The 17866-nt window shown below is 65.6% G+C and carries 21 protein-coding genes; 12 read left to right on the top strand and 9 right to left on the bottom strand.

Annotated elements, in window-relative coordinates:
* The first annotated feature begins 140 nt into the window (after positions 1–140).
* Positions 141–1109: a UDP-glucuronic acid decarboxylase family protein gene (locus VEA80_RS08885; protein WP_325060368.1), complete on the top strand. Its 969-nt coding sequence runs from the start codon at positions 141–143 to the stop codon at positions 1107–1109.
* 1 nt (position 1110) lies between these two features.
* Positions 1111–1494: an STAS/SEC14 domain-containing protein gene (locus tag VEA80_RS08880; RefSeq protein WP_325060367.1), complete on the top strand. Its 384-nt coding sequence runs from the start codon at positions 1111–1113 to the stop codon at positions 1492–1494.
* A gap of 142 nt (positions 1495–1636) precedes the next feature.
* Here VEA80_RS08880 and VEA80_RS08875 read toward each other — a convergent pair whose 3' ends face one another.
* The 3 genes from VEA80_RS08875 to gpmA are packed head-to-tail and all read right to left on the bottom strand — an operon-like array spanning position 1637 to position 3578.
* Positions 1637–2077 (bottom strand): bifunctional diaminohydroxyphosphoribosylaminopyrimidine deaminase/5-amino-6-(5-phosphoribosylamino)uracil reductase RibD, encoded by a 441-nt coding sequence (locus tag VEA80_RS08875; RefSeq protein ID WP_325060366.1) that lies wholly within the window; start codon positions 2075–2077, stop codon positions 1637–1639.
* A complete protein-coding gene (locus tag VEA80_RS08870; protein WP_325060365.1) occupies positions 2070–2813 on the bottom strand; it encodes a hypothetical protein in 744 nt (247 codons plus the stop codon). The genes VEA80_RS08875 and VEA80_RS08870 overlap by 8 nt, the downstream gene beginning before the upstream one ends.
* 57 nt (positions 2814–2870) lie before the next feature.
* On the bottom strand, positions 2871–3578 hold the full coding sequence (gene gpmA / locus VEA80_RS08865) for a 2,3-diphosphoglycerate-dependent phosphoglycerate mutase (RefSeq protein ID WP_325060364.1): 708 nt from the start codon (positions 3576–3578) through the stop codon (positions 2871–2873).
* Positions 3579–3654: 76 nt separating this feature from the next.
* Here gpmA and VEA80_RS08860 point away from each other — a divergent pair, with 76 nt between their 5' ends.
* The 6 genes from VEA80_RS08860 (at position 3655) to VEA80_RS08835 (ending at position 8959) form a co-directional block, all read left to right on the top strand.
* Entirely contained in the window at positions 3655–4239 is a 585-nt protein-coding gene (locus VEA80_RS08860) for a hypothetical protein (protein WP_325060363.1), read from the top strand.
* Between the two features lie 83 nt (positions 4240–4322).
* Positions 4323–5846 carry a phosphomannomutase/phosphoglucomutase gene (locus VEA80_RS08855; protein WP_325060362.1) on the top strand — a complete coding sequence of 508 codons (1524 nt, stop codon included), beginning with the start codon at positions 4323–4325 and terminating at the stop codon, positions 5844–5846.
* 5 nt (positions 5847–5851) lie between these two features.
* Complete coding sequence (locus VEA80_RS08850) at positions 5852–6247, top strand: hypothetical protein (RefSeq protein WP_325060361.1); 396 nt, start codon at positions 5852–5854, stop codon at positions 6245–6247.
* Between the two features lie 53 nt (positions 6248–6300).
* Entirely contained in the window at positions 6301–7614 is a 1314-nt protein-coding gene (locus tag VEA80_RS08845; protein ID WP_325060360.1) for a UDP-glucose/GDP-mannose dehydrogenase family protein, read from the top strand.
* A gap of 63 nt (positions 7615–7677) precedes the next feature.
* Positions 7678–8319, top strand: a complete 642-nt coding sequence (locus VEA80_RS08840) for a hypothetical protein (protein WP_325060359.1) — start codon at positions 7678–7680, stop codon at positions 8317–8319.
* A gap of 25 nt (positions 8320–8344) precedes the next feature.
* Positions 8345–8959 (top strand): hypothetical protein, encoded by a 615-nt coding sequence (locus tag VEA80_RS08835; RefSeq protein ID WP_325060358.1) that lies wholly within the window; start codon positions 8345–8347, stop codon positions 8957–8959.
* Positions 8960–9010: 51 nt separating this feature from the next.
* Here the strand turns inward: VEA80_RS08835 and galE are convergent, their stop codons facing one another.
* The gene (galE, locus tag VEA80_RS08830) at positions 9011–10000 is read right to left on the bottom strand and encodes a UDP-glucose 4-epimerase GalE (RefSeq protein ID WP_325060357.1); all 990 of its coding nucleotides are present in this window, start codon (positions 9998–10000) and stop codon (positions 9011–9013) included.
* A 28-nt stretch (positions 10001–10028) separates the two neighbouring features.
* Here galE and pgi point away from each other — a divergent pair, with 28 nt between their 5' ends.
* Complete coding sequence (gene pgi, locus VEA80_RS08825) at positions 10029–11588, top strand: glucose-6-phosphate isomerase (RefSeq protein WP_325060356.1); 1560 nt, start codon at positions 10029–10031, stop codon at positions 11586–11588.
* Here pgi and VEA80_RS08820 read toward each other — a convergent pair whose 3' ends face one another.
* From VEA80_RS08820 to VEA80_RS08805, 4 genes are all read right to left on the bottom strand, one after another.
* Entirely contained in the window at positions 11589–12107 is a 519-nt protein-coding gene (locus VEA80_RS08820) for a hypothetical protein (protein ID WP_325060355.1), read from the bottom strand.
* Positions 12108–12185: 78 nt separating this feature from the next.
* Entirely contained in the window at positions 12186–12638 is a 453-nt protein-coding gene (locus VEA80_RS08815) for a hypothetical protein (RefSeq protein WP_325060354.1), read from the bottom strand.
* Positions 12635–13075 carry a curli-like amyloid fiber formation chaperone CsgH gene (csgH, locus tag VEA80_RS08810; protein WP_325060353.1) on the bottom strand — a complete coding sequence of 147 codons (441 nt, stop codon included), beginning with the start codon at positions 13073–13075 and terminating at the stop codon, positions 12635–12637. The genes VEA80_RS08815 and csgH overlap by 4 nt, the downstream gene beginning before the upstream one ends.
* A gap of 69 nt (positions 13076–13144) precedes the next feature.
* On the bottom strand, positions 13145–13648 hold the full coding sequence (locus VEA80_RS08805; protein WP_325060352.1) for a curlin-associated protein: 504 nt from the start codon (positions 13646–13648) through the stop codon (positions 13145–13147).
* Positions 13649–14232: 584 nt separating this feature from the next.
* Between VEA80_RS08805 and VEA80_RS20420 the strand changes: the two genes are divergently transcribed.
* Genes VEA80_RS20420 through VEA80_RS08790 form a run of 3 tightly spaced genes read left to right on the top strand, consistent with a single transcriptional unit; the run spans position 14233 to position 17027 of the window.
* Positions 14233–14706, top strand: coding sequence for a DUF2267 domain-containing protein (locus VEA80_RS20420; protein ID WP_349257240.1), 474 nt, complete (start codon positions 14233–14235; stop codon positions 14704–14706).
* The gene (locus VEA80_RS08795) at positions 14706–16688 is read left to right on the top strand and encodes a protein-L-isoaspartate(D-aspartate) O-methyltransferase (protein ID WP_325060350.1); all 1983 of its coding nucleotides are present in this window, start codon (positions 14706–14708) and stop codon (positions 16686–16688) included. The genes VEA80_RS20420 and VEA80_RS08795 overlap by 1 nt, the downstream gene beginning before the upstream one ends.
* A gap of 48 nt (positions 16689–16736) precedes the next feature.
* Entirely contained in the window at positions 16737–17027 is a 291-nt protein-coding gene (locus VEA80_RS08790; protein WP_325060349.1) for a hypothetical protein, read from the top strand.
* Between the two features lie 71 nt (positions 17028–17098).
* Here VEA80_RS08790 and VEA80_RS08785 read toward each other — a convergent pair whose 3' ends face one another.
* Positions 17099–17803 carry a hypothetical protein gene (locus VEA80_RS08785; protein WP_325060348.1) on the bottom strand — a complete coding sequence of 235 codons (705 nt, stop codon included), beginning with the start codon at positions 17801–17803 and terminating at the stop codon, positions 17099–17101.
* Between the last annotated feature and the right edge of the window lie 63 nt (positions 17804–17866).

Here is a 17866-nt window from a genome sequence, read left to right as displayed (position 1 = left end):
GACCGCGGGCCTTCAGGCCCGCATGGCGCCGGCGCACGCCCTTTTTTGCGCGCCTGAAGGCGCGCGCTCCAAGTTTGATAGGCCTGCGACACCCTACTGCCTATTGCCTACTGCCTACTGCCTCATCCAAAGGAGAAGCCATGTTCGAACGACGCATCCTCGTCACCGGCGGCTCCGGCTTCCTCGGCTCTCACCTCTGCGACCGGCTCGTCGCCCGCGGCGACGACGTCGTCTGCGCCGACAACCTCTTCACCGGCAGGAAGCGCAACATCGCCCACCTCCTGGGCCAGCCGAACTTCGAGTTCCTGCGCCACGACGTGACGTTTCCGCTCTATGTCGAAGTCGACCAGATCTACAATCTCGCCTGCCCGGCTTCGCCCGTGCACTACCAGCACGATCCGGTGCAGACGACGAAGACGAGCGTCCACGGCGCCATCAACATGCTGGGCCTCGCCAAGCGCCTCAAGGCGCGGATCTTCCAGGCCTCGACCTCGGAAGTGTACGGCGATCCCGACATTCATCCGCAGCCGGAAGAATATTGGGGCCGCGTCAACCCGATCGGCATCCGCTCCTGCTATGACGAAGGCAAACGCTGCGCCGAGACGCTCTTCTTCGACTATTATCGCCAGCATCATCTCGACATTCGCGTCGGCCGCATCTTCAACACCTATGGCCCGCGCATGCACCCGAACGACGGGCGCGTCGTCTCCAACTTCATCGTTCAGGCGCTCAAGGGCGAAGACATCACCCTCTATGGCGACGGCTCGCAAACGCGCTCGTTCTGCTATGTCGACGATCTGATCGACGCCTTCCTCGCCTATATGGACAAGGACGGCGATTGGCCTGGGCCGGTCAATCTCGGCAACCCGACCGAATTCACGATCAAGCAGCTCGCCGAGGCCGTCGTCGATCTCACCGGCTCCAAATCACAACTGATCTATCGCCCGCTGCCGAGCGACGACCCGAAACAGCGGCAGCCGAACATCGCCAAAGCGCAGGAAGTGCTGGGCTGGCAGCCGAAAGTGCAGTTGCGTGACGGCTTGACGAAGACAATCGCCTATTTCGACGGCCTGCTGAAAGAAGGCGATCCGCTGATGGTGAGGCGCTGAGATGCACGGCGACCTCGAACTCGCGATCGAATATGACGCAGAGATTCCTTGCGTCGTCATGATCTGGAAGGGCTACGCCACCAGCGCCGCGTTTCGTGACGGCAACGCGCAAGTGCTCTCGGAAATCAACGCCCGCAAAGCCAGCAAGCTCTTGGGCGATGTCACCGACTTCGTGCTGATCGGCGCCGAGGACCAGGCCTGGCTCAACGAAGTCTGGATTCCGCGCGCCATGCATGCGGGGCTACGAAAGGTCGCGCTGGTGCAGCCGAACTTCTATTTCAACCGCGTCGCCGTCGACAGCGTCGCGCAAAAGCTGGATCGCGAGCGCGTCGAAGTCGGCTTCTTCAGCACACGCGAAGAAGCGCGGGAGTGGCTGAAGGGCTGAAGCGTTGCGTGCTTACTTTTCGTCATTCCGGGGCTCGCGAAGCGAGAACCCGGAACCCAGGGGCAACAGCAGTGTCGTTTGCCGCTGGCGTCGAGGTTCAACGCTGGGCATTGCCCCAGAAAGAGGAGTCTTTGCAGCAGCGTTAGCGCACGTCCCACTTGGCGAAGAAGCCCGCATTCTGCGCGCGGGCTTCTTCCGCCATCACGCCGGTCTCGATCGCGATCCCGGCCGCGCGCAGCCGTTCAAGTCCCGCCCCGTTCGCATGCGGATGCGGATCGCGTGCGCCGACGATCACCCGCGCCACACGCGCCTGGATCAGCAGATCGGCGCATGCGGTGCCCGGCACCGAGCGCGACGCACACGGCTCCAGCGTCACGTAGACATCGGCGCCGATCGCCTCGTCGCCCGAGCGCGCCAGCGCCACATGCTCCGCGTGCGGGCGCCCGCCGATCGCCGTCGCGCCCTCGCCGACGATCATGCCGTCGCGCACGATCACGCAACCGACGCTCGGATTTTCGCCGGTCCGGCCCACGCCCGGCGCGGCCAAAGCCAGCGCCCGTTGCATGAAGGTGAGGTCAGACACCACCTACGAACACTGATCCGTCATAGGCGCGGTGGACCGGAAATTTGTGCCGATTGGGGCAACGGGCGTGGGCAGTATTGCCTTTCAACCGGCCGATATAGACCCCAACCATCTCTGGACACTTGGGGCACTTGATCGTGACTGCTTCGCGATTGGAGAAGCGACCTCCGACAGCGTCCAAGTGCAAACGCAACTCAGAAAGCTCTTGCTTGAGGTCAGCAACGTCCGAAGGTTCCGACATCGCCGAACCATTCCCCGTCCTTCGCTCGAACTTCTCGATTGCCCCTTCAAAACTGTCTATGGCCATGAGTATTCCAGACAAACGACCAGACATGTCAGGCGAACCGACAATCTCCTGATAGTGCGTAAGGGCCGTTTGAAAGGTACGGGTCTGCGCGTCTACTACTTGCACGACAACATCAGCGCTGACTTCGCTAGCCTCATGTCGGCGGAGTATTTGCACGAGTTCATTGGTCGCACTGAGAAGCGACAGGTTTGCCTGCGCAATTTGGGGACGGAGCAGATTCGCCGCCTTTTCGAACTGGTCGACCTCGGCGAAAATTTGGGCGAACCATATTCCCGTGATGGTGCCGCATACGCCCGTGATCACCTGAGACCAAACCGTCGAGAGCTCCAACTGACCTGTTTCTACAGCGTAAGGGACCGCAATTGTGATCGCCGCGAGGATCAAACCAATCAGGATCTCAAGCGGCTGCTGAATGACAGCCTTTAACATTGTTCACCCTCCCTGCGGGAGGCTAACACGAGTTAGGGATATTGGGAGTGCTTAATCCTAAGGCGGCAGCTTCTCGGCGCGCGCGGCGTCGAGATAGCGCGCGCTCTTGGGGCGCAGGTCGCGGTCGAGTTCGATCAGCAGTGGATTGCCGGTCGGCATCTCGACGCCGACGATCTGATCGTCCGGGACGTTGAACAGATGTTTCACGATAGCGCGCAGGGAATTGCCGTGGGCGGCGATGATCAGGTTCTTGCCGGCCTGGAGGTCGGGGGCGACCTTCTCGTTCCAGTACGGCAGCACGCGCTCCAACGTGAGTTTCAGCGACTCCGTTTGCGGCACTTCCACGCCTGCGTAGCGGCGGTCCTTGGAGAGATCGAACGCGCCCCCGGCTTCGAGCGGCGGCGGCGGCGTATCGTAGGAGCGGCGCCAGACTTTCACCTGCGCCTCGCCGTGCTTGGCCGCGGTCTCGGCCTTGTCGAGCCCGGTCAGCGCCCCGTAATGGCGCTCGTTCAAGCGCCAGGAGCGCTCGACCGGAAGCCAGGCGAGCCCCGCCTTGTCCAGCGCCAGATTGCCGGTGCGGATCGCCCGCGTCTGCACCGAGGTGAACAGCTTGTCGAACGGCACGCCGCTTTGCGCCAGCAATTCGCCCGACCGGCGCGCCTGCGCCTCGCCTTCGGCGGTCAAGTCGACGTCGACCCAGCCGGTGAAGCGGTTTTCCAGATTCCACTGGCTCTGGCCGTGGCGAAGAAGGGCGAGGAAAGGCATGGGCGCCTGAGTTTCAGCATGGGCGGCGAGCGTCAAGTCCTTGGAGGGCCGCAGCCCAGCGGCTACAGGGAGAGCAATGCGTCACTGGCTGTTCCACCCGCTCGTCTTCTACCCGCTGGCGATCCTGTTCGCGGTCCTGGTGATTGCCATCAGCGTGCGGCCGCAGTCCTGGCCGCGCGAGCCTGCGCCGGTCGCGGCGCAGGTGGAGAACGGCGCGCTGGTGTTCGAGGGCGAAGCGTTCAACTCCCCCGCCGTGGGCGCCGAGCAGGACATGGCGGTGACGCGCGATTTTCTCGGCCGGGCGCAGACGCTGCGCATCGCCCAGCTGCCGAACCAGCCGCCGCCGACGCCGGCCGAACAAGGCGCGCGCCTGCTGCTGACTCCCGAGCAGGCCGCGCTGATCGACGACAAGCCGGTGACGGTCGAGGTCAGCTACAACCCGCTGCCGGTCAACGCCGCCAGCGCCCTCGCCGTCAGCCTGCAAGGCATCGGCCCGGCCGAATGGGTGAGCCAGGAGGCGCCGGCCCAGCCCGCCACGCTCCGCTTCGAACTGCCCCCCCAGTTCGCCGTAAACGCCATCGGCCTGCGCGCGCTGTCGAACGGAACCGACCAGTCCTACGGCCTGGAAATCACACGAGTTCGCGTTACGCCGCACCCCTGACGGGCTGCCGGCAATTGCCATTTTCGGGCTTTTCGCCCATCACGCCGGCTCCCTCCCCCCGGCCGCCCACGGATTTGAACACCATGCTGCCTGCGCCCCGCGCAAGCCTCGCGCCCAATACCGCCGAGTTCGAGAGCTTCCCGCTGGTGAAGCCGACCGGCTTTCGCGAATACGACGCGCGCTGGTGGTTCGGCATTCCGGGCGCGGAGAAGCCGCCGGAGCTGAACCTCTTGGGCGTGCAGGCGCTGGGGCTGGGCCTCGGCACGCTGGTGCATGAGTTCGGCGTCGCGCCGCGGATCGTCGTCGGGCATGACTTCCGCTTCTATTCGCAATCGATCAAGCAGGCGCTGACTCTGGGCTTGATGCAGGCCGGGATGGAAGTGAACGACATCGGCCTCGCGCTCTCGCCGACCGCTTACTTCGCTCAATTCGCGCTCGACATTCCGTGCGTCGCCATGGTGACGGCCTCGCACAACGAGAACGGCTGGACCGGGGTGAAGATGGGCGCGAACAAGCCGCTCACGTTCGGTCCGGAAGAGATGGGCGCGCTGAAGGAAATTGTGCTCGGCGGCAAGTTCAAGGAGCGCGCCGGCGGCGGTTACAATCGTATCGAGGGCGTGCGTGAGCGCTACATCGCCGACGTGGCTTCGCGGGTGAAGCTTAAGCGGCCGCTGAAGGTGATCGCGGCGTGCGGCAACGGCACGGCGGGCGCGTTCGCGCCGGAAGCGCTGCGGCGCATGGGGGCTGAGGTGATCGACCTCCACACCGCGCTCGACTGGACCTTCCCGCACTACAACGCCAATCCCGAAGACAGCGAAATGCTGCACGACATGGCGGCGGCGGTGAAGAAGCACGGCGCCGATGTCGCGCTCGGTTTCGATGGCGACGGCGACCGCTGCGGGGTGGTCGATGACGAAGGCGAAGAGATTTTCGCCGACAAGGTCGGGTTGATGCTCGCGCGCGATTTGAGCGCCGAGTTCAAGAACGCGACGTTCATCGCCGACGTGAAATCGACCGGGCTCTACGCCGTCGATCCGGTGTTGAAGGCGAACGGCGCCAAGGTGGATTATTGGAAAACCGGCCACTCTTACATCAAGCGCCGCACCACCGAACTCGGCGCCCTCGCCGGCTTCGAAAAGAGCGGACACTTCTTCTTCCGCGAACCGCTTGGGCTCGGCTACGACGATGGCATCGTCGCCGCCGCGGCCGTGCTGGCGATGCTGGAGCGCAATCCGGGCAAGAAGCTTTCGGAGCTGAAGAAGGCGCTGCCCAAGAGCTACACCTCGCTGACCATGAGCCCGCATTGCGACGACGAAAAGAAGTATGGCGTCGTCGAACAGGTCGTGGCGGATTATCGGAAGTTCGCGGCCGAAGGCGGCAAAATCCTTGGCCGCGCCATCCGCGACGTGAACACGGTGAACGGCGTGCGTGTCACGCTCGAGGACGGCGCCTGGGTGCTGGTGCGCGCCTCCTCCAATAAGCCCGAACTGGTGGTCGTGGTTGAAAGCATGACCAGCGACGACGACATGAAGGCGCTCTTCCGCCAAGAAGTGAAGCCGCGCCTCGCCCGCTTCGCTGAAGTGGGCGCGTACAATCAGGAGATTTGATCCGCATGCAAGTGGACCCCGGCGAGGTCCAGATCGTCAAAGGGCACGACTTCACGGTCACCGACAAGCGCATCATCTGCGGCGACGACGAAATTGCCGTCGGCGCGGTGAGCGCGCCGCAGATTCAAGAGAGCGTTGTGCAGGGATCAGCGCGGGTGACAGTTATAAGCATCGGCGCGATTTTGCTGCTCGGAGGCCTGTTGGTGCAGTTTCCGCTGCTCTGGATCATCGGCGGTCTGGTGTGCGCATTCGCGCCGTTGGCCAATGTCAAACGCCGCGCGATTGTCCTGACCGTGGAGGTGGAGGGCGCGCGTCGAGCGATCTACACCGCGCCCAATCTGAACGATGCTAAGCTCGCGTACGCTGCCATTGAGGAAGCTATGCGCCGCTCCGCCGCTTGATATTTTATTCCAGGCAGCCGATGGCTGCCGGGAAATTCTGAGGGAAGACACCAATGCGCGTAACCATGATCGGCACTGGCTATGTGGGCCTTGTGTCCGGCGCATGCTTTGCGGATTTCGGCCACACCGTCACTTGCGTCGACAAGGACGCCGGCAAGATCCAGCGCCTGCAAAAGGGCGAGATCCCGATCTTCGAGCCGGGACTCGACGAGCTGGTGAAGGACAATGTCGAGCAAGGGCGGCTCTTCTTCACCACCGACCCGAGCGCGGCGATCCGCGATGCGGACGCGGTGTTCATCGCCGTCGGCACGCCGTCACGCCGCGGCGACGGCCATGCTGACCTTTCCTATGTCTACGCGGCCGCCGAAGAAATCGCGGGCCTGATGGACGGCTACACCGTCGTCGTCACCAAATCGACCGTGCCGGTCGGCACCGGCGACGAGGTCGAAGCGATCATCAAAAAAGCCAACCCTAGCGCCGATTTCGCGGTCGTCTCCAACCCGGAATTCCTGCGCGAAGGCGCGGCGATCAACGACTTCAAGCGGCCGGATCGCGTCGTCGTCGGCACCGACGACGAGCGTGCTCGCGAGGTGATGCGCGAACTTTATCGCCCGCTCTTCCTCAATGAAACGCCGATGATCTTCACTGCGCGGCGCACCTCTGAACTGATCAAGTACGCAGCCAACGCGTTCCTGGCGATGAAGATCACCTTCATCAACGAGATTGCCGACCTCTGCGAAGAAGTCGGCGCCAACGTGCAGGAAGTCGCCAAGGGCATCGGCCTCGACAATCGCATCGGCCGCAAATTCCTGAACGCCGGCCCCGGCTATGGCGGCTCGTGCTTCCCGAAGGACACGCTGGCGCTGATGAAGACGGCGCGCGACTATCGGGCGCCGATCGAGCTGATCGAAACGACCGTCCGCGTGAACACGGCGCGCAAGCAGAAGATGGCGCAGAAGATCATCGCGGCGCTCGACGGCAACGTCGCCGGCAAGACCATCGCCGTCTTGGGCCTCACCTTCAAGCCGAACACGGACGACATGCGCGATGCGCCGGCGCTCGACATCGTGCCGACACTGCAGGCCGAGGGCGCCAAGATCCGCGCCTTCGATCCCGAAGGCATGCACGAAGCCAAGCACATGCTGAAGGACGTGCAGTTCGCCACCGGGCCTTACGATTGCCTGCAGAACGCCGACGCGGTGGTGTTCATCACCGAGTGGGACCAATTCCGCGCGCTCGATCTCGACCGGATCAAGGACGCCCTGAAGACGCCGGTCGTCGTCGACCTCCGCAACATCTATCGGCCGGAAGAAATGCGGGCCAAGGGCTTCAAGTACGTGAGCGTCGGCCGGGCCGAGAAGGATTGATTGCGAGCGGTCTTGTGTCTGCGATTGTTCCCGCATAGCCTTCGAGGCCGTGGGGGGACAAGAATGCGACTTCTGACACTTGCCGCGGCGATGGCCTGCGCTGCGCTCATTGGCGTGGGCGAAGCCAACGCCCAGCGCAACGCGGCCAGACTCGGCGATATCCAGATTACGTCTCTGGCGATCGACGTCAGCCCCGAACACAGCGAATTCGAGGTGATCGACGCCCGGATGGACGAGACCGCGACCGCGGCCGTGTTCTTCGGCATGATTGGCGCGGTCGTGAACTCGGCCGACAACAACATCGAGGATCAGCAAAAGGCCGAGCCGCTGGTCCCGACCGCAGAGTCGATCGATCTCGACACGCTGATCACGCAGGCGCTGACGGAACGCTTGGCCTCGCGCAACGCAGTGCCGCTGGCCGAGAGTGCGGACGGCGCTTCGAACACACTGCTGGTCGAGATCGGCGAATGGGGCTTGATCCGCCGCTCGCAGCGGCCGGACACGACCATGCGCGCCTTTTTGAAACTCAACGTCAGCGTGCTCGACGCCCGAGGCCGGCGCGTGTTCGGACCAGAGCGGCAGCACTCCATCGGCCAGATGACGGCCGAATTGTCCGACTTCACGCCCGAAGCCTTCCGCGCCGAGATGGAGGCGCTTGCGGTCCGCGCCGGGCAGCAAGTGGCCAACACCGTCATCTATCGTTGATCTGTTTTTGAACGGGGGGAATCCAATGAAACGACTGCTCGCAGCCTTGGCGCTCGCGTTCACGGCTTCGGCCTGCGCGACCGGCACCACCAATTTGACGCTGGCGCCGGCCGCAGCGCGGCCCGGCGTGCTTTCCGAAGCGCCGCCGACCCGGATCGATGTCGGCCCGGTCGCCGACCAGCGTCAGCGGCAAGACCGCATCGGCGACAAGCGCAACGGCTACGGCATGGTCATGGGTGCGGTCGGCACGACTGAGCCGCCGGCGGAGACGATCGAGCATGCGCTCGAACAAGTGCTCACCGCCAACAGCCACATCCTCGGCGGCCAGGAGGATCGCTATGTGCTTGACACGACGCTGCGCAATTTCTGGTTCGATTATCGCACCGGCCTGGTGACGGTCGAATTCTTCGGCAGCGTTCAAGGCGATGTGGCGCTGGTGGACCGCACGACGGGTCAGACGATCTACACCGAGGCGTTCGAAGGCTATTACTCCGAGCGCACCGGCGGCGGCCTCAGCCAAACCTGGACCCGGATCATGAATGGGGCGCTGACCGACTTCGCCACTAAAGTGAGCATGTCGGAAGGCCTCAAGGATGCGATCGCCTCGACGCACCAGCCGGCGGAAGGCACGAGCTCCTAAAAATACAATCTCCAAAACACAACGCGGACCGCCGGCGTCATGCGCCGGCGGTCACGGGCCGAACAGCTTCGGCTCGATTTCGAAATGCCAGCGCCATGCGTCCGCGATGACGACGTCGATGTTGCGCATGGCCGTCCAACCTAGGTCTCTGCGCGCAAGAGTGATGTCCGCCACCAACGCCGGCGCATCGCCTTCGCGGCGCGGCGCTGGCGAGGCGGGCACGCGTTTGCCGGCGACGCGTTCGATAGCAGCCAGCAATTCCAGCACGGTGACGCCATCGCCCGTGCCGAGATTGGCAGCGAGGCTTTCGCCGCCGGCGAGCAAGCGCTCCACGGCGCGCACGTGCGCGTCGGCGAGATCGAGCACGTGGACGTAATCGCGGAGGCACGAGCCATCGCGCGTCTCCCAATCCGTGCCGAAAATCTTGAAACTTTCGCGCCGGCCGAGCAGTGTCATCAGCGCAAGCGGGATCGCGTGCGTTTCCGGCTCGTGACGTTCGCCAATGCCCTCTTCCGGCGCAGCGCCGGCGGCGTTGAAATAACGCAGGTGCGCGAACTTGAGACCGTAAGCGGCGGCGATGTCGGCGCTCGCGCGCTCGATCATCAGCTTGGTCCAGCCATAGGGGCTGACCGGGTTCTGCGGGTGGGTCTCGTCCATCGGCAGGCGCTGCGGCGCGCCGTAGGTGGCGCAGGTGGAGGAGAACACGAACGGCTTCACGCCGGCTTCGCGCATGACATCGAGCAGCACGAGCGCGCCGGTGACGTTGTTGTCGTAAAAGCGGTCGGGGGCTTTCACCGACTCGCCGACCTCGATCAAAGCCGCGCAATGGACGACGGCGGCGGGCTTGTGGCGTGCGAAGACGTCGACTAACCGCGCCTTGTCGCGGATGTCGCCGCGTTCGAACGGACCCCATTTCACGAATTGTTCGTGGCCGTTGAACAGATTGTCGTAAACGACGACATCGTGCCCGGCTCGTTTCAGCGCCAAGCAGCAATGTGCGCCGACATAGCCCGCGCCGCCCGTGATCAGAATTGTCGCCATGCCCTCGTCCTGTTAGAGGCTTGCCCCCATGAGCGCCAATGTTTTCGCCGCACCGAAGCAAGCCTGGGCCGACATCGCAGCGCACGCCGCGCAATTGGCGAACGCGACGCTGACGGACCTCCTCTCCGACCCTGACCGCGTCGCGTCACTAACCTATGCCGCCCCTCACCTCACCGCCGACTTCTCGAAACAACGCATAGATACCACGGCTCTGGCGCTGTTGGATAAGTTTGCGGCGGCGGCAGAGTTCGACGCCTGGCGCGGGAAGCTGTTCGCCGGCGAAGTGGTGAACAACACCGAGGGACGCGCGGCCATGCATTGGAAGCTGCGCATCACCGATCCCCCGGGCGGCGACAATGAAGTGACGGCCGTGCTCGACCGCATGCACGATTTTGCACACGAGATCGCCGAAGGCGGAAAATTCGACGCCGTCGTCCATCTCGGCATCGGCGGCTCGGACTTGGGGCCGCGACTGGTGCTCGATGCGGTCAAAGCGGAGCGGCGGTCAAACATCGAAGTGCGCTTTGCCGCCAATGTGGACGGCGCCGACGTCGCCGACGCGATCGAAGGGCTGGATCCCAAACGCACGCTGCTGATCGTCGTCTCGAAGACGTTCACGACGCAGGAGACGCTCGCCAACGCCGAATTCGTGCGCGCCTGGGGGCCGGCGCGGATCGCGGCTGCGACCGCTGCGCCGGAGAAAGCAGTGGCCTGGGGCGTGGCCGAGTCGGATGTGTTTCCGTTCTGGGACTGGGTCGGCGGGCGCTATTCGTTGTGGTCGTCGGTTTCGCTCGTCTGCGAGATCGCGCTGAAACACGGCGTCTTCTTCCGCATGCTCGAAGGCGCGGAGGAGATGGATGCGCACTTCCGCGATGCGCCGTTCGCGCAAAATCTGCCGGCGATCTCGGCCGCGGTGCAGATGTGGAATCGCGAGGCGTTGGGACATGGCTCCTACGCGGTGATCCCCTATGCGGAGCGGCTGCGGCTGTTGCCGGCGTGGCTGCAGCAGCTGGAGATGGAGTCGAACGGCAAGCGGGTGACGCGCGACGGCGAGCCGCTGACGCGCTCAGCCTGCGCCGTCACGTGGGGCGCGGCCGGCACCAATGCGCAGCATTCGTTCTTCCAGCTCTTGCACCAGGGCGTCGAGGAAATTCCGGTCGAGTTCATCGTCAATGCGGGGCCGCAGGAAGGACCGCCGGCGCATCGCGCCAAGGTTTACGCCAATGCGCTGGCGCAAGCGCGCGCGCTGATGGTCGGCAAATCGCAACAGCAAGTGCTGAGCGAAATGAAAGCCAAAGGCGTGGCGAACGCCGAAGCGCTCGCGCCGCATCGGACTTTTCCGGGCAACCGGGCTTCAACAATGATGGCGATCGACGCGCTGAGCCCGGAAGCCGTCGGCGCATTGCTGGCGTTCTACGAGCATCGGACCTTCACCCAAGCCGTGCTGGCCTGCGTCAATCCGTTCGATCAGTGGGGCGTCGAGCTCGGCAAGGAGATGGCGAACGCGCTCCTGCCCGCGCTCGAAGGCGGGACGGCGCCGGCGGACGTGGACGCCAGCACCGCGTTCTGGCTGGACCGCCTAAAGTGATCACTGCACGCGCAGGCCCTCCTCGGGCGGACGATGCAGCATGCCGTTCGGATCGTACGGATCGGTTTCCTCCAGGGCGCCGATTAGGCTTTCATCGCGCTGATGCGCGAACCAGGACTTGGTGCCGGTGCGGTTGTGCAGTCTTTGCGCCGAGAGAAGGTCGAGCGCGGTGACGCCGGCGACGAGGGCAATGGCGGTTCCGATGCTCGCCCCCTTGCTGTTCGCGCCGCGACCGGCGGCGGCAAGCGTCGCGAGGTCCAGCACATCGCCGGCGAGGCGGGCCCAGATCCAGGGCGTCGGATCCTTTGCCGCCAGCAGGCCGGCGCCGGTGATGATCTCGCGCGCGCCGTAGGCGCGGGTGAGGTTGGGCGCATCGGCGCCGATCGCATCGTTCAGCCGGCGCGGCGCGAGCAGCTCGGCGAGGCCGAGCGCGATCGAAAAGGCGCCGAGACCGCGCGCGAGCGCCATGGCGAACGCGTCGCTGGACGGGCCTCGAGCGGCGGTGAGAGTGTCGGGCATGGCGTTTCCTTGGAGCTGGATCGGTTCGAGCTTGGCGTGCTCAGAAACGGACCCAGCTCCGGAAACGTTCCAGCCGGCCTAGCCGCCGCCTCGGGCGCAGTTGCGGACCAGGATGCTGCGCGACGGCGCATAAATCTCGCCGCGATTGGTCTGGATGTAGACCGCGCTCTCGCCGCCGGACTGGGTGATGTTGGCGGAGAGATTGTTGCCGCGCTGCAGCATGCAGAGCGCGTTGTCGCCGCCGGTCTGCGTCACATTGGCGGTGTTGCCGGCGCCGCGCTGGGCGACGTGGCCGCCATTGAAGTCGCCGCCCTGACGGACGATGCCGGTGTGGCCGTCGCCGTTCTGAAGGACGGAGGCGTTGTTGGCGCGGCCGTTCTGGGCGACCGCAGCGCCGTTGTTGGCGCCGTTCTGCTCGACCGTGACTTGGTTCGCGCGCCAGCCGAAGCCGCGCGCGGAGGCTGGTTCCGCGAATGCGCTGACGCTGAGCATCAGCGCCGACGCGGCGATGAGGATGGATTTCTTGTTCATGACCGCACCCGTGTTGTGCAAACTTCGCCTTCGGTATCGCTAAGCGTCAGCCGGGCGCGATAGCGCGCGCCGCGTTCGAGGCTGAGTTCGACTTCGCCGACGGCTTCTTCCGTGACTTCGCCGCCCTGGACGATGTCGGACGAACCGGCCGCGCCGCTCTTGGTGACGACGAAATCGTATTCGAGCGAATCCGAGGCGATCGAATAGTTGATCGCCCGGGCTTCGAGCCGGACGCCGCCGCTGATGCGCGTGACGTCGATCTCGCAGCCGAGCTCGGCCGGCATTGTGCGATAGGCTGGCGCCGCACCACCCGACTCGGCCGGTTCGTACGCAATGGCTGGCGCATCGAGTTCGGCGGCTGTCTCAGGCGGCTCGCTCGCCGCCGCGCACGCCGCTACGCTCAGCAAGAGCGCCGCAAGCATCGCATGACGTGACATTGTTGCTCCTCCGGACGATGCGGAAGGACGCGTTGACGCCCTTCCGCCCTTCGACCGATCCATCGCGGCTTACGGGCCGCCTTGGATCACGACCGTGATGTTGTTGCTGCCGCGCTGGACCACGCTCGCATCCTGATTGTCGCCGACCTGGATCACGCCGGTGGTGTTGTTGCGGCCGGCCTGATCGGTGGTGGCGATGGAGCCGTTGCCGATCTGGGCGATGCCGGAAATGTTGCCGTTGCCGCGTTGATAGATGGCGGCGTCGAGACGGCGGCCTTCCTGGCCGGTGACGGCGAGATTGTTATTGCCGTTCTGCTCGGTGACCGCTTCGTTGCGGGTGCCGCCCTGATTCATGCGCAGGAAATTGTCGCGGCCATTCTGGACGGCGCGCGAATAGTGCGAGCGGCCCCGTTGTTCGATGCGGCCCTCGTTGCGCGAACCTTGCTGCGCCGCGGCGACGCCGTTGTCGCGGCCGAACTGGCTGATGACGGTGCGGTTCTGGGCGGCCGCGCTGGTGACGCTCATCGAGGTCATGAGGGCGACCGCGCTGACAGCCATAAGAATGCGTTTCATGGTGGTGTGCTCCGTTAACTCTGCGGGTGCGGCCCTCGACGCCCCGATGAGCAAGACGCTAGCGCCGCGATCCTGAGCGGTACTTGAATGACGGCCTCAGAATGGTGGGCTCGAGGCGTTCGCACGCTGGACCGCGCGCCCGGCGGCGCTAGATGAAGTCTGCGGCGGGGGATCTGGATGGAGGTCCCTTCATGGCTCGATACTACGACGCCGACCGCTATGGACGCGGCGACGACCGCGCGTTCCGCGGCGGCCCGGGCGGCCCGCAGGGCGGCGGGCGGTACTGGCGCGACGACAACGAGCGGCGCGGCGGCTCCTACGAGGATCAGCGCGCAGCGAATTTCCGTGAGTGGGGCCGCGGCGGCGGGGCCGATTTCGGCGGCTATGGCGAACCCTACCCGGATCAGCCGCGCCGGGGTCGCGGCGGTGCCGAGCGCGACTTCGACGCGGAACGCTTCGGCGGACGCGGCGAATATCGCCAGCGTTTCGGCGAGCGGCGCTTCGACGAGGAGCGGCGCGGGCGCGGTTCTCGCGACCAGCAGCGCGGGCCGAACCGCAACAACCGCCGCGCCTCGCGTTCGGGCTTGCCGGTGTTCGACAAGACACTGCAGACCACGCACATCTGGCTGAACGAGATCATGGACGCGTTGGGGCCTGACCGTCAGCACGCCTGGAAAGTGCTGTCGGTGGTGCTGCACAAATTGCGCGACCGCCTGCCGGTGGATGTCGCCGCCCATCTCGGCGCGCAATTGCCGCTGCTGGTCCGCGGCGTGTTCTACGACCAGTTCACCCCGGCGCGGCAGCCCACCGATTGCGACCGCGAGGAATTCATCGCCGAAGTCGACGAATGGCTGGCCGATGCGCGTCCGACCGATCCGCGCGAAGCGGTGATCGCGGTGCTCCAGACGCTGTCGCGGCACATTCCGGTCGGCGAGATCGAGAACGTGCAGGACGCGTTGCCGAGGGATCTGCGCGACCTGTGGATGTCGGTGGAGGAATCCGTCGTGCCGCCGCCGAACATGCTCAGCGCTGCGGGAAACCTGAACCGGTACATGTGATGCTCGACTACGCTTATGCGCGCGAGCGCATGGTGGAACGCCAAATTGCGCATCGCGGAATCAGCGACGACGCCGTGCTGGCCGCGATGCGCGAGGTGCCGCGCGAGCTGTTCGTGCCCGAAGCCATGCGCGAATTCGCCTACGAGGACACGCCGCTGCCGATCGAGGCGGCGCAGACGATCTCGCAGCCGTTCATCGTCGCCATGATGATCGAGGCCGCCGAAGTCGAGAGCGGCGACCGCGTGCTCGAGATCGGCGCGGGCTCCGGCTATGCGGCGGCGGTGATGAGCCGCATCGCTGGCGAAGTGATCGCGATCGAGCGGCACGGCGAACTTGCGGACTTGGCGCGGCGGCGGCTGAAGCAAGCCGGCTACGACAATGCCGAAATCCTGCACGGCGACGGCACCAAAGGCTGCCCGGACCGGGCGCCGTTCGACGCGATCATCGCCTCCGCGGGCGGGCCGGCGGTTCCGCAGGTTCTGAAAGAACAGCTCGATCTCGGCGGGCGCCTGGTGATGCCGGTAGGCGACAGCCCGCGCAGCCAGCGCCTGATCAAGGTGACGCGGCAGGATGCGCGGCACTTCGAAGAGGAGGACCTTGGCGCGGTGATGTTCGTGCCGCTGATCGGCGCGCATGGCTGGACCGAGACTGAGGAATTGCCGACGCGACAGCCCGGACCGCCATCGACGCTGGCGAGTCGGATGGCGGAAGCGGCGGAAGACCTGGCCGACCTGAACGATCCCGCCTTCGCGGAGGCGTTCGACCGCTTCGCCTCGGCGCGCGTCGTGCTGCTGGGCGAAGCAACGCACGGCACGTCCGAATTCTATCGCGCGCGGGCGGCGATCACGCGGCGTTTGATCGAGCGGCACGGCTTCTCGATCGTGGCGCTCGAAGCGGATTGGCCGGATGCGGCCAGCATCGACCGCTATGTGCGCCAGCGCCCTGCCCCGGCGCACGCCGAGCCGCCGTTCCGCCGCTTCCCGACCTGGATGTGGCGCAACACCGATTTCGAGGCGTTCACCGAAGGCTTGCGCGAACTCAACGCCAACCGCCCGGCCGAACAGCGGGCGGGCCTTTACGGCCTCGATCTCTATTCGCTCTCGTCCTCGATCCGGGCCGTGCTCGATTATCTCGACAAAGTCGATCCGGAAGCGGCCGCCGTCGCGCGCAAACGTTACGGCTGCCTCACGCCCTACGCCAACGAGCCGCAGACCTACGGCCGCATGGCGCTTTCGCGCGGCTACTCGCAGTGCGAGGCGGGCGTGGTGAAGATGCTGCGCGAGTTGATGGAGAAGCGGCTCCAGTACGAGGCGCAGGACGGCGAGAGCTTCCTCGATGCGGCGGCCAATGCGCGGCTGGTGAAGAACGCCGAGGCGTATTACCGGGCGATGTATTACGGCGCGGCGGAGAGCTGGAATTTGCGCGACACGCACATGTTCGAGACGCTGCAGGCGCTGCTCGACGCCAGGGGCGCGGGCGCGAAAGCCGTGGTCTGGGCGCACAATTCGCACATCGGCGACGCCTCGAAGACGGACATGGGCCAAGTGCGGGACGAACTCAATCTTGGCCAGCTCTGCCGCGAGCGCTTCGGCGAGAAGGCGGCTTTGATCGGCTTCGGCACCCATAGCGGCACGGTCGCCTGCGCCGACGATTGGGACGAGCCGATGCAGGTGAAACAGGTGCGTCCGGCGCTGGCCGACAGCTACGAGAAGGTGGCGCACGACAGCGGCAAGAGGCGCTTCCTGCTCGATCTGCGCCGCGGCAAGAACGATCGGCTGCGCGAGGAACTGGCCGAACCGATGCTGGAGCGCTTCATCGGCGTGATCTACCGTCCCGAAACGGAGCGCTGGAGCCATTATTCGAGCTGCGCGCTGTCGGAACAGTTCGACGCTTACGTCTGGTTCGACGAAACCCGTGCGGTGACGCCGCTGCCGACGCAGCGCAAAGCCGGCGCGGATGAGACCTATCCGTTCGGGCTCTAAAGGAGGCTCTCGCGGCGGCGGCGGCGAACGCCTATATGCATCCTCGACATGAACGACGAAAAATTGGTGGTGGAACAGGGGTTCTACCAAGCTTGCGCCGAGCTGCTCGGCGCCGAACACGATTACCGCCCGTTTCCGTTCCGCCGCCGCACGCGCTGGAACAACCGCGCAGCCGGCAATGGGCGCTTCCCCGGTTTTGGCGTGATCCGCATTTTCGGCGACCGCGTGCATATGCAGCTGCGCGCGCCGGCGGCCGTGAACCGGTGGTTTGCCTCGCAAGCGGAAGCGCTTGCGCATTTGCGCGCGCTGGTCGGCCGGCGCGGCGAGATCGCCGCCTGATCGGCGCGCGTGGGCGTTCCCGCGTTGCCTGCTGCAAGCGGGGCTTGGGCCGTCCGAGGCTGGGCTTGAGCTCAACTTGAATCCGGAAATGGCGCAGGGGTGGCGACGCAGCCGGTGAAGGCGGCGTTGGTGGCGTGCAAGCCGAGCAGCGGATCCTGGTGGTCGCAGCCGTTGCCGCGCGCGCTCGCCAGCACGAAGCGCCACGCCAGCTCGGGGACGCGCTGGGCTTCGCGCGCGAGCCTGTTGGCGAGACGCGCGGCGTGCGGCAGCGGGTCCTTCAGCACGCGGCGCAAAGCTTCGAGGCGGCGGGCGAGACGGAAGGCGGTTTCGTCTTCGTTGCGAAGGACGCGCGGCTTGCGCTCCAGCGGCTGCGGCGGCGGATCGGCCGGCACGCCGCAGGCGAAGGGCGCGCGCCAGCTTTGCGGATGGTAGAGATCGGGCTTCATGACCGCGCGTTCGCGGCGCGCGGCGAACGGCTGCGCTGGCAGCCTCGGCGACGCTGCGGGCGGCGCGGCGATCGCCTGTGCGCCGCACGCGGCGGCGGCGAGTTCGGCGCTGCGGATCGCGGCGGCTTCGGCAAGCAGCAATTTGCGACCGACGTGTTCGAGCAGACAGAGCCGCGCGACGATGGCGCGCCGCAACGGACGCGTCAGCCGGCGGAGAACGGCGATCACCACCGGCGCGCCGAACGAGTCGACGGCGCGGGCGAAAGCGTCGCGGGCGCGGCGCCAGAGCGGTTCGGCGGTGAGTGTCAGGGCTGTTGTTGCTGCGTTCATAAGCAGCATTATCACCCAGTTCTGGCCCAGTCGGATTGATTTCTGCGATCTGCTTAGTTTTCA

The sequence above is a fragment of the Vitreimonas sp. genome (assembly GCF_035627415.1).
GTDB lineage: Bacteria > Pseudomonadota > Alphaproteobacteria > Caulobacterales > Aquidulcibacteraceae > Vitreimonas.
Note: the sequence above shows the minus strand (reverse complement) of the source record. Positions and strands in the feature narration are given on the sequence as shown.

What these genes read in the sequence shown, in the direction of transcription:
- VEA80_RS08850 (WP_325060361.1), top strand. Translation starts at nt 5,852, where the DNA reads ATGCAAGTGGACCCCGGCGAGGTCCAGATCGTCAAAGGGCACGACTTC.
- gpmA (WP_325060364.1), bottom strand. Translation starts at nt 3,578, where the DNA reads ATGCCTTTCCTCGCCCTTCTTCGCCACGGCCAGAGCCAGTGGAATCTG.
- VEA80_RS08790 (WP_325060349.1), top strand. Translation starts at nt 16,737, where the DNA reads ATGAACGACGAAAAATTGGTGGTGGAACAGGGGTTCTACCAAGCTTGC.
- VEA80_RS08845 (WP_325060360.1), top strand. Translation starts at nt 6,301, where the DNA reads ATGCGCGTAACCATGATCGGCACTGGCTATGTGGGCCTTGTGTCCGGC.
- VEA80_RS08785 (WP_325060348.1), bottom strand. Translation starts at nt 17,803, where the DNA reads ATGAACGCAGCAACAACAGCCCTGACACTCACCGCCGAACCGCTCTGG.
- galE (WP_325060357.1), bottom strand. Translation starts at nt 10,000, where the DNA reads ATGGCGACAATTCTGATCACGGGCGGCGCGGGCTATGTCGGCGCACAT.
- VEA80_RS08835 (WP_325060358.1), top strand. Translation starts at nt 8,345, where the DNA reads ATGAAACGACTGCTCGCAGCCTTGGCGCTCGCGTTCACGGCTTCGGCC.
- VEA80_RS08795 (WP_325060350.1), top strand. Translation starts at nt 14,706, where the DNA reads ATGCTCGACTACGCTTATGCGCGCGAGCGCATGGTGGAACGCCAAATT.
- VEA80_RS08885 (WP_325060368.1), top strand. Translation starts at nt 141, where the DNA reads ATGTTCGAACGACGCATCCTCGTCACCGGCGGCTCCGGCTTCCTCGGC.
- VEA80_RS08815 (WP_325060354.1), bottom strand. Translation starts at nt 12,638, where the DNA reads ATGAACAAGAAATCCATCCTCATCGCCGCGTCGGCGCTGATGCTCAGC.
- csgH (WP_325060353.1), bottom strand. Translation starts at nt 13,075, where the DNA reads ATGTCACGTCATGCGATGCTTGCGGCGCTCTTGCTGAGCGTAGCGGCG.
- VEA80_RS08820 (WP_325060355.1), bottom strand. Translation starts at nt 12,107, where the DNA reads ATGCCCGACACTCTCACCGCCGCTCGAGGCCCGTCCAGCGACGCGTTC.
- VEA80_RS08870 (WP_325060365.1), bottom strand. Translation starts at nt 2,813, where the DNA reads ATGTTAAAGGCTGTCATTCAGCAGCCGCTTGAGATCCTGATTGGTTTG.
- VEA80_RS08880 (WP_325060367.1), top strand. Translation starts at nt 1,111, where the DNA reads ATGCACGGCGACCTCGAACTCGCGATCGAATATGACGCAGAGATTCCT.
- VEA80_RS08860 (WP_325060363.1), top strand. Translation starts at nt 3,655, where the DNA reads ATGCGTCACTGGCTGTTCCACCCGCTCGTCTTCTACCCGCTGGCGATC.
- pgi (WP_325060356.1), top strand. Translation starts at nt 10,029, where the DNA reads ATGAGCGCCAATGTTTTCGCCGCACCGAAGCAAGCCTGGGCCGACATC.
- VEA80_RS08840 (WP_325060359.1), top strand. Translation starts at nt 7,678, where the DNA reads ATGCGACTTCTGACACTTGCCGCGGCGATGGCCTGCGCTGCGCTCATT.
- VEA80_RS08805 (WP_325060352.1), bottom strand. Translation starts at nt 13,648, where the DNA reads ATGAAACGCATTCTTATGGCTGTCAGCGCGGTCGCCCTCATGACCTCG.
- VEA80_RS08855 (WP_325060362.1), top strand. Translation starts at nt 4,323, where the DNA reads ATGCTGCCTGCGCCCCGCGCAAGCCTCGCGCCCAATACCGCCGAGTTC.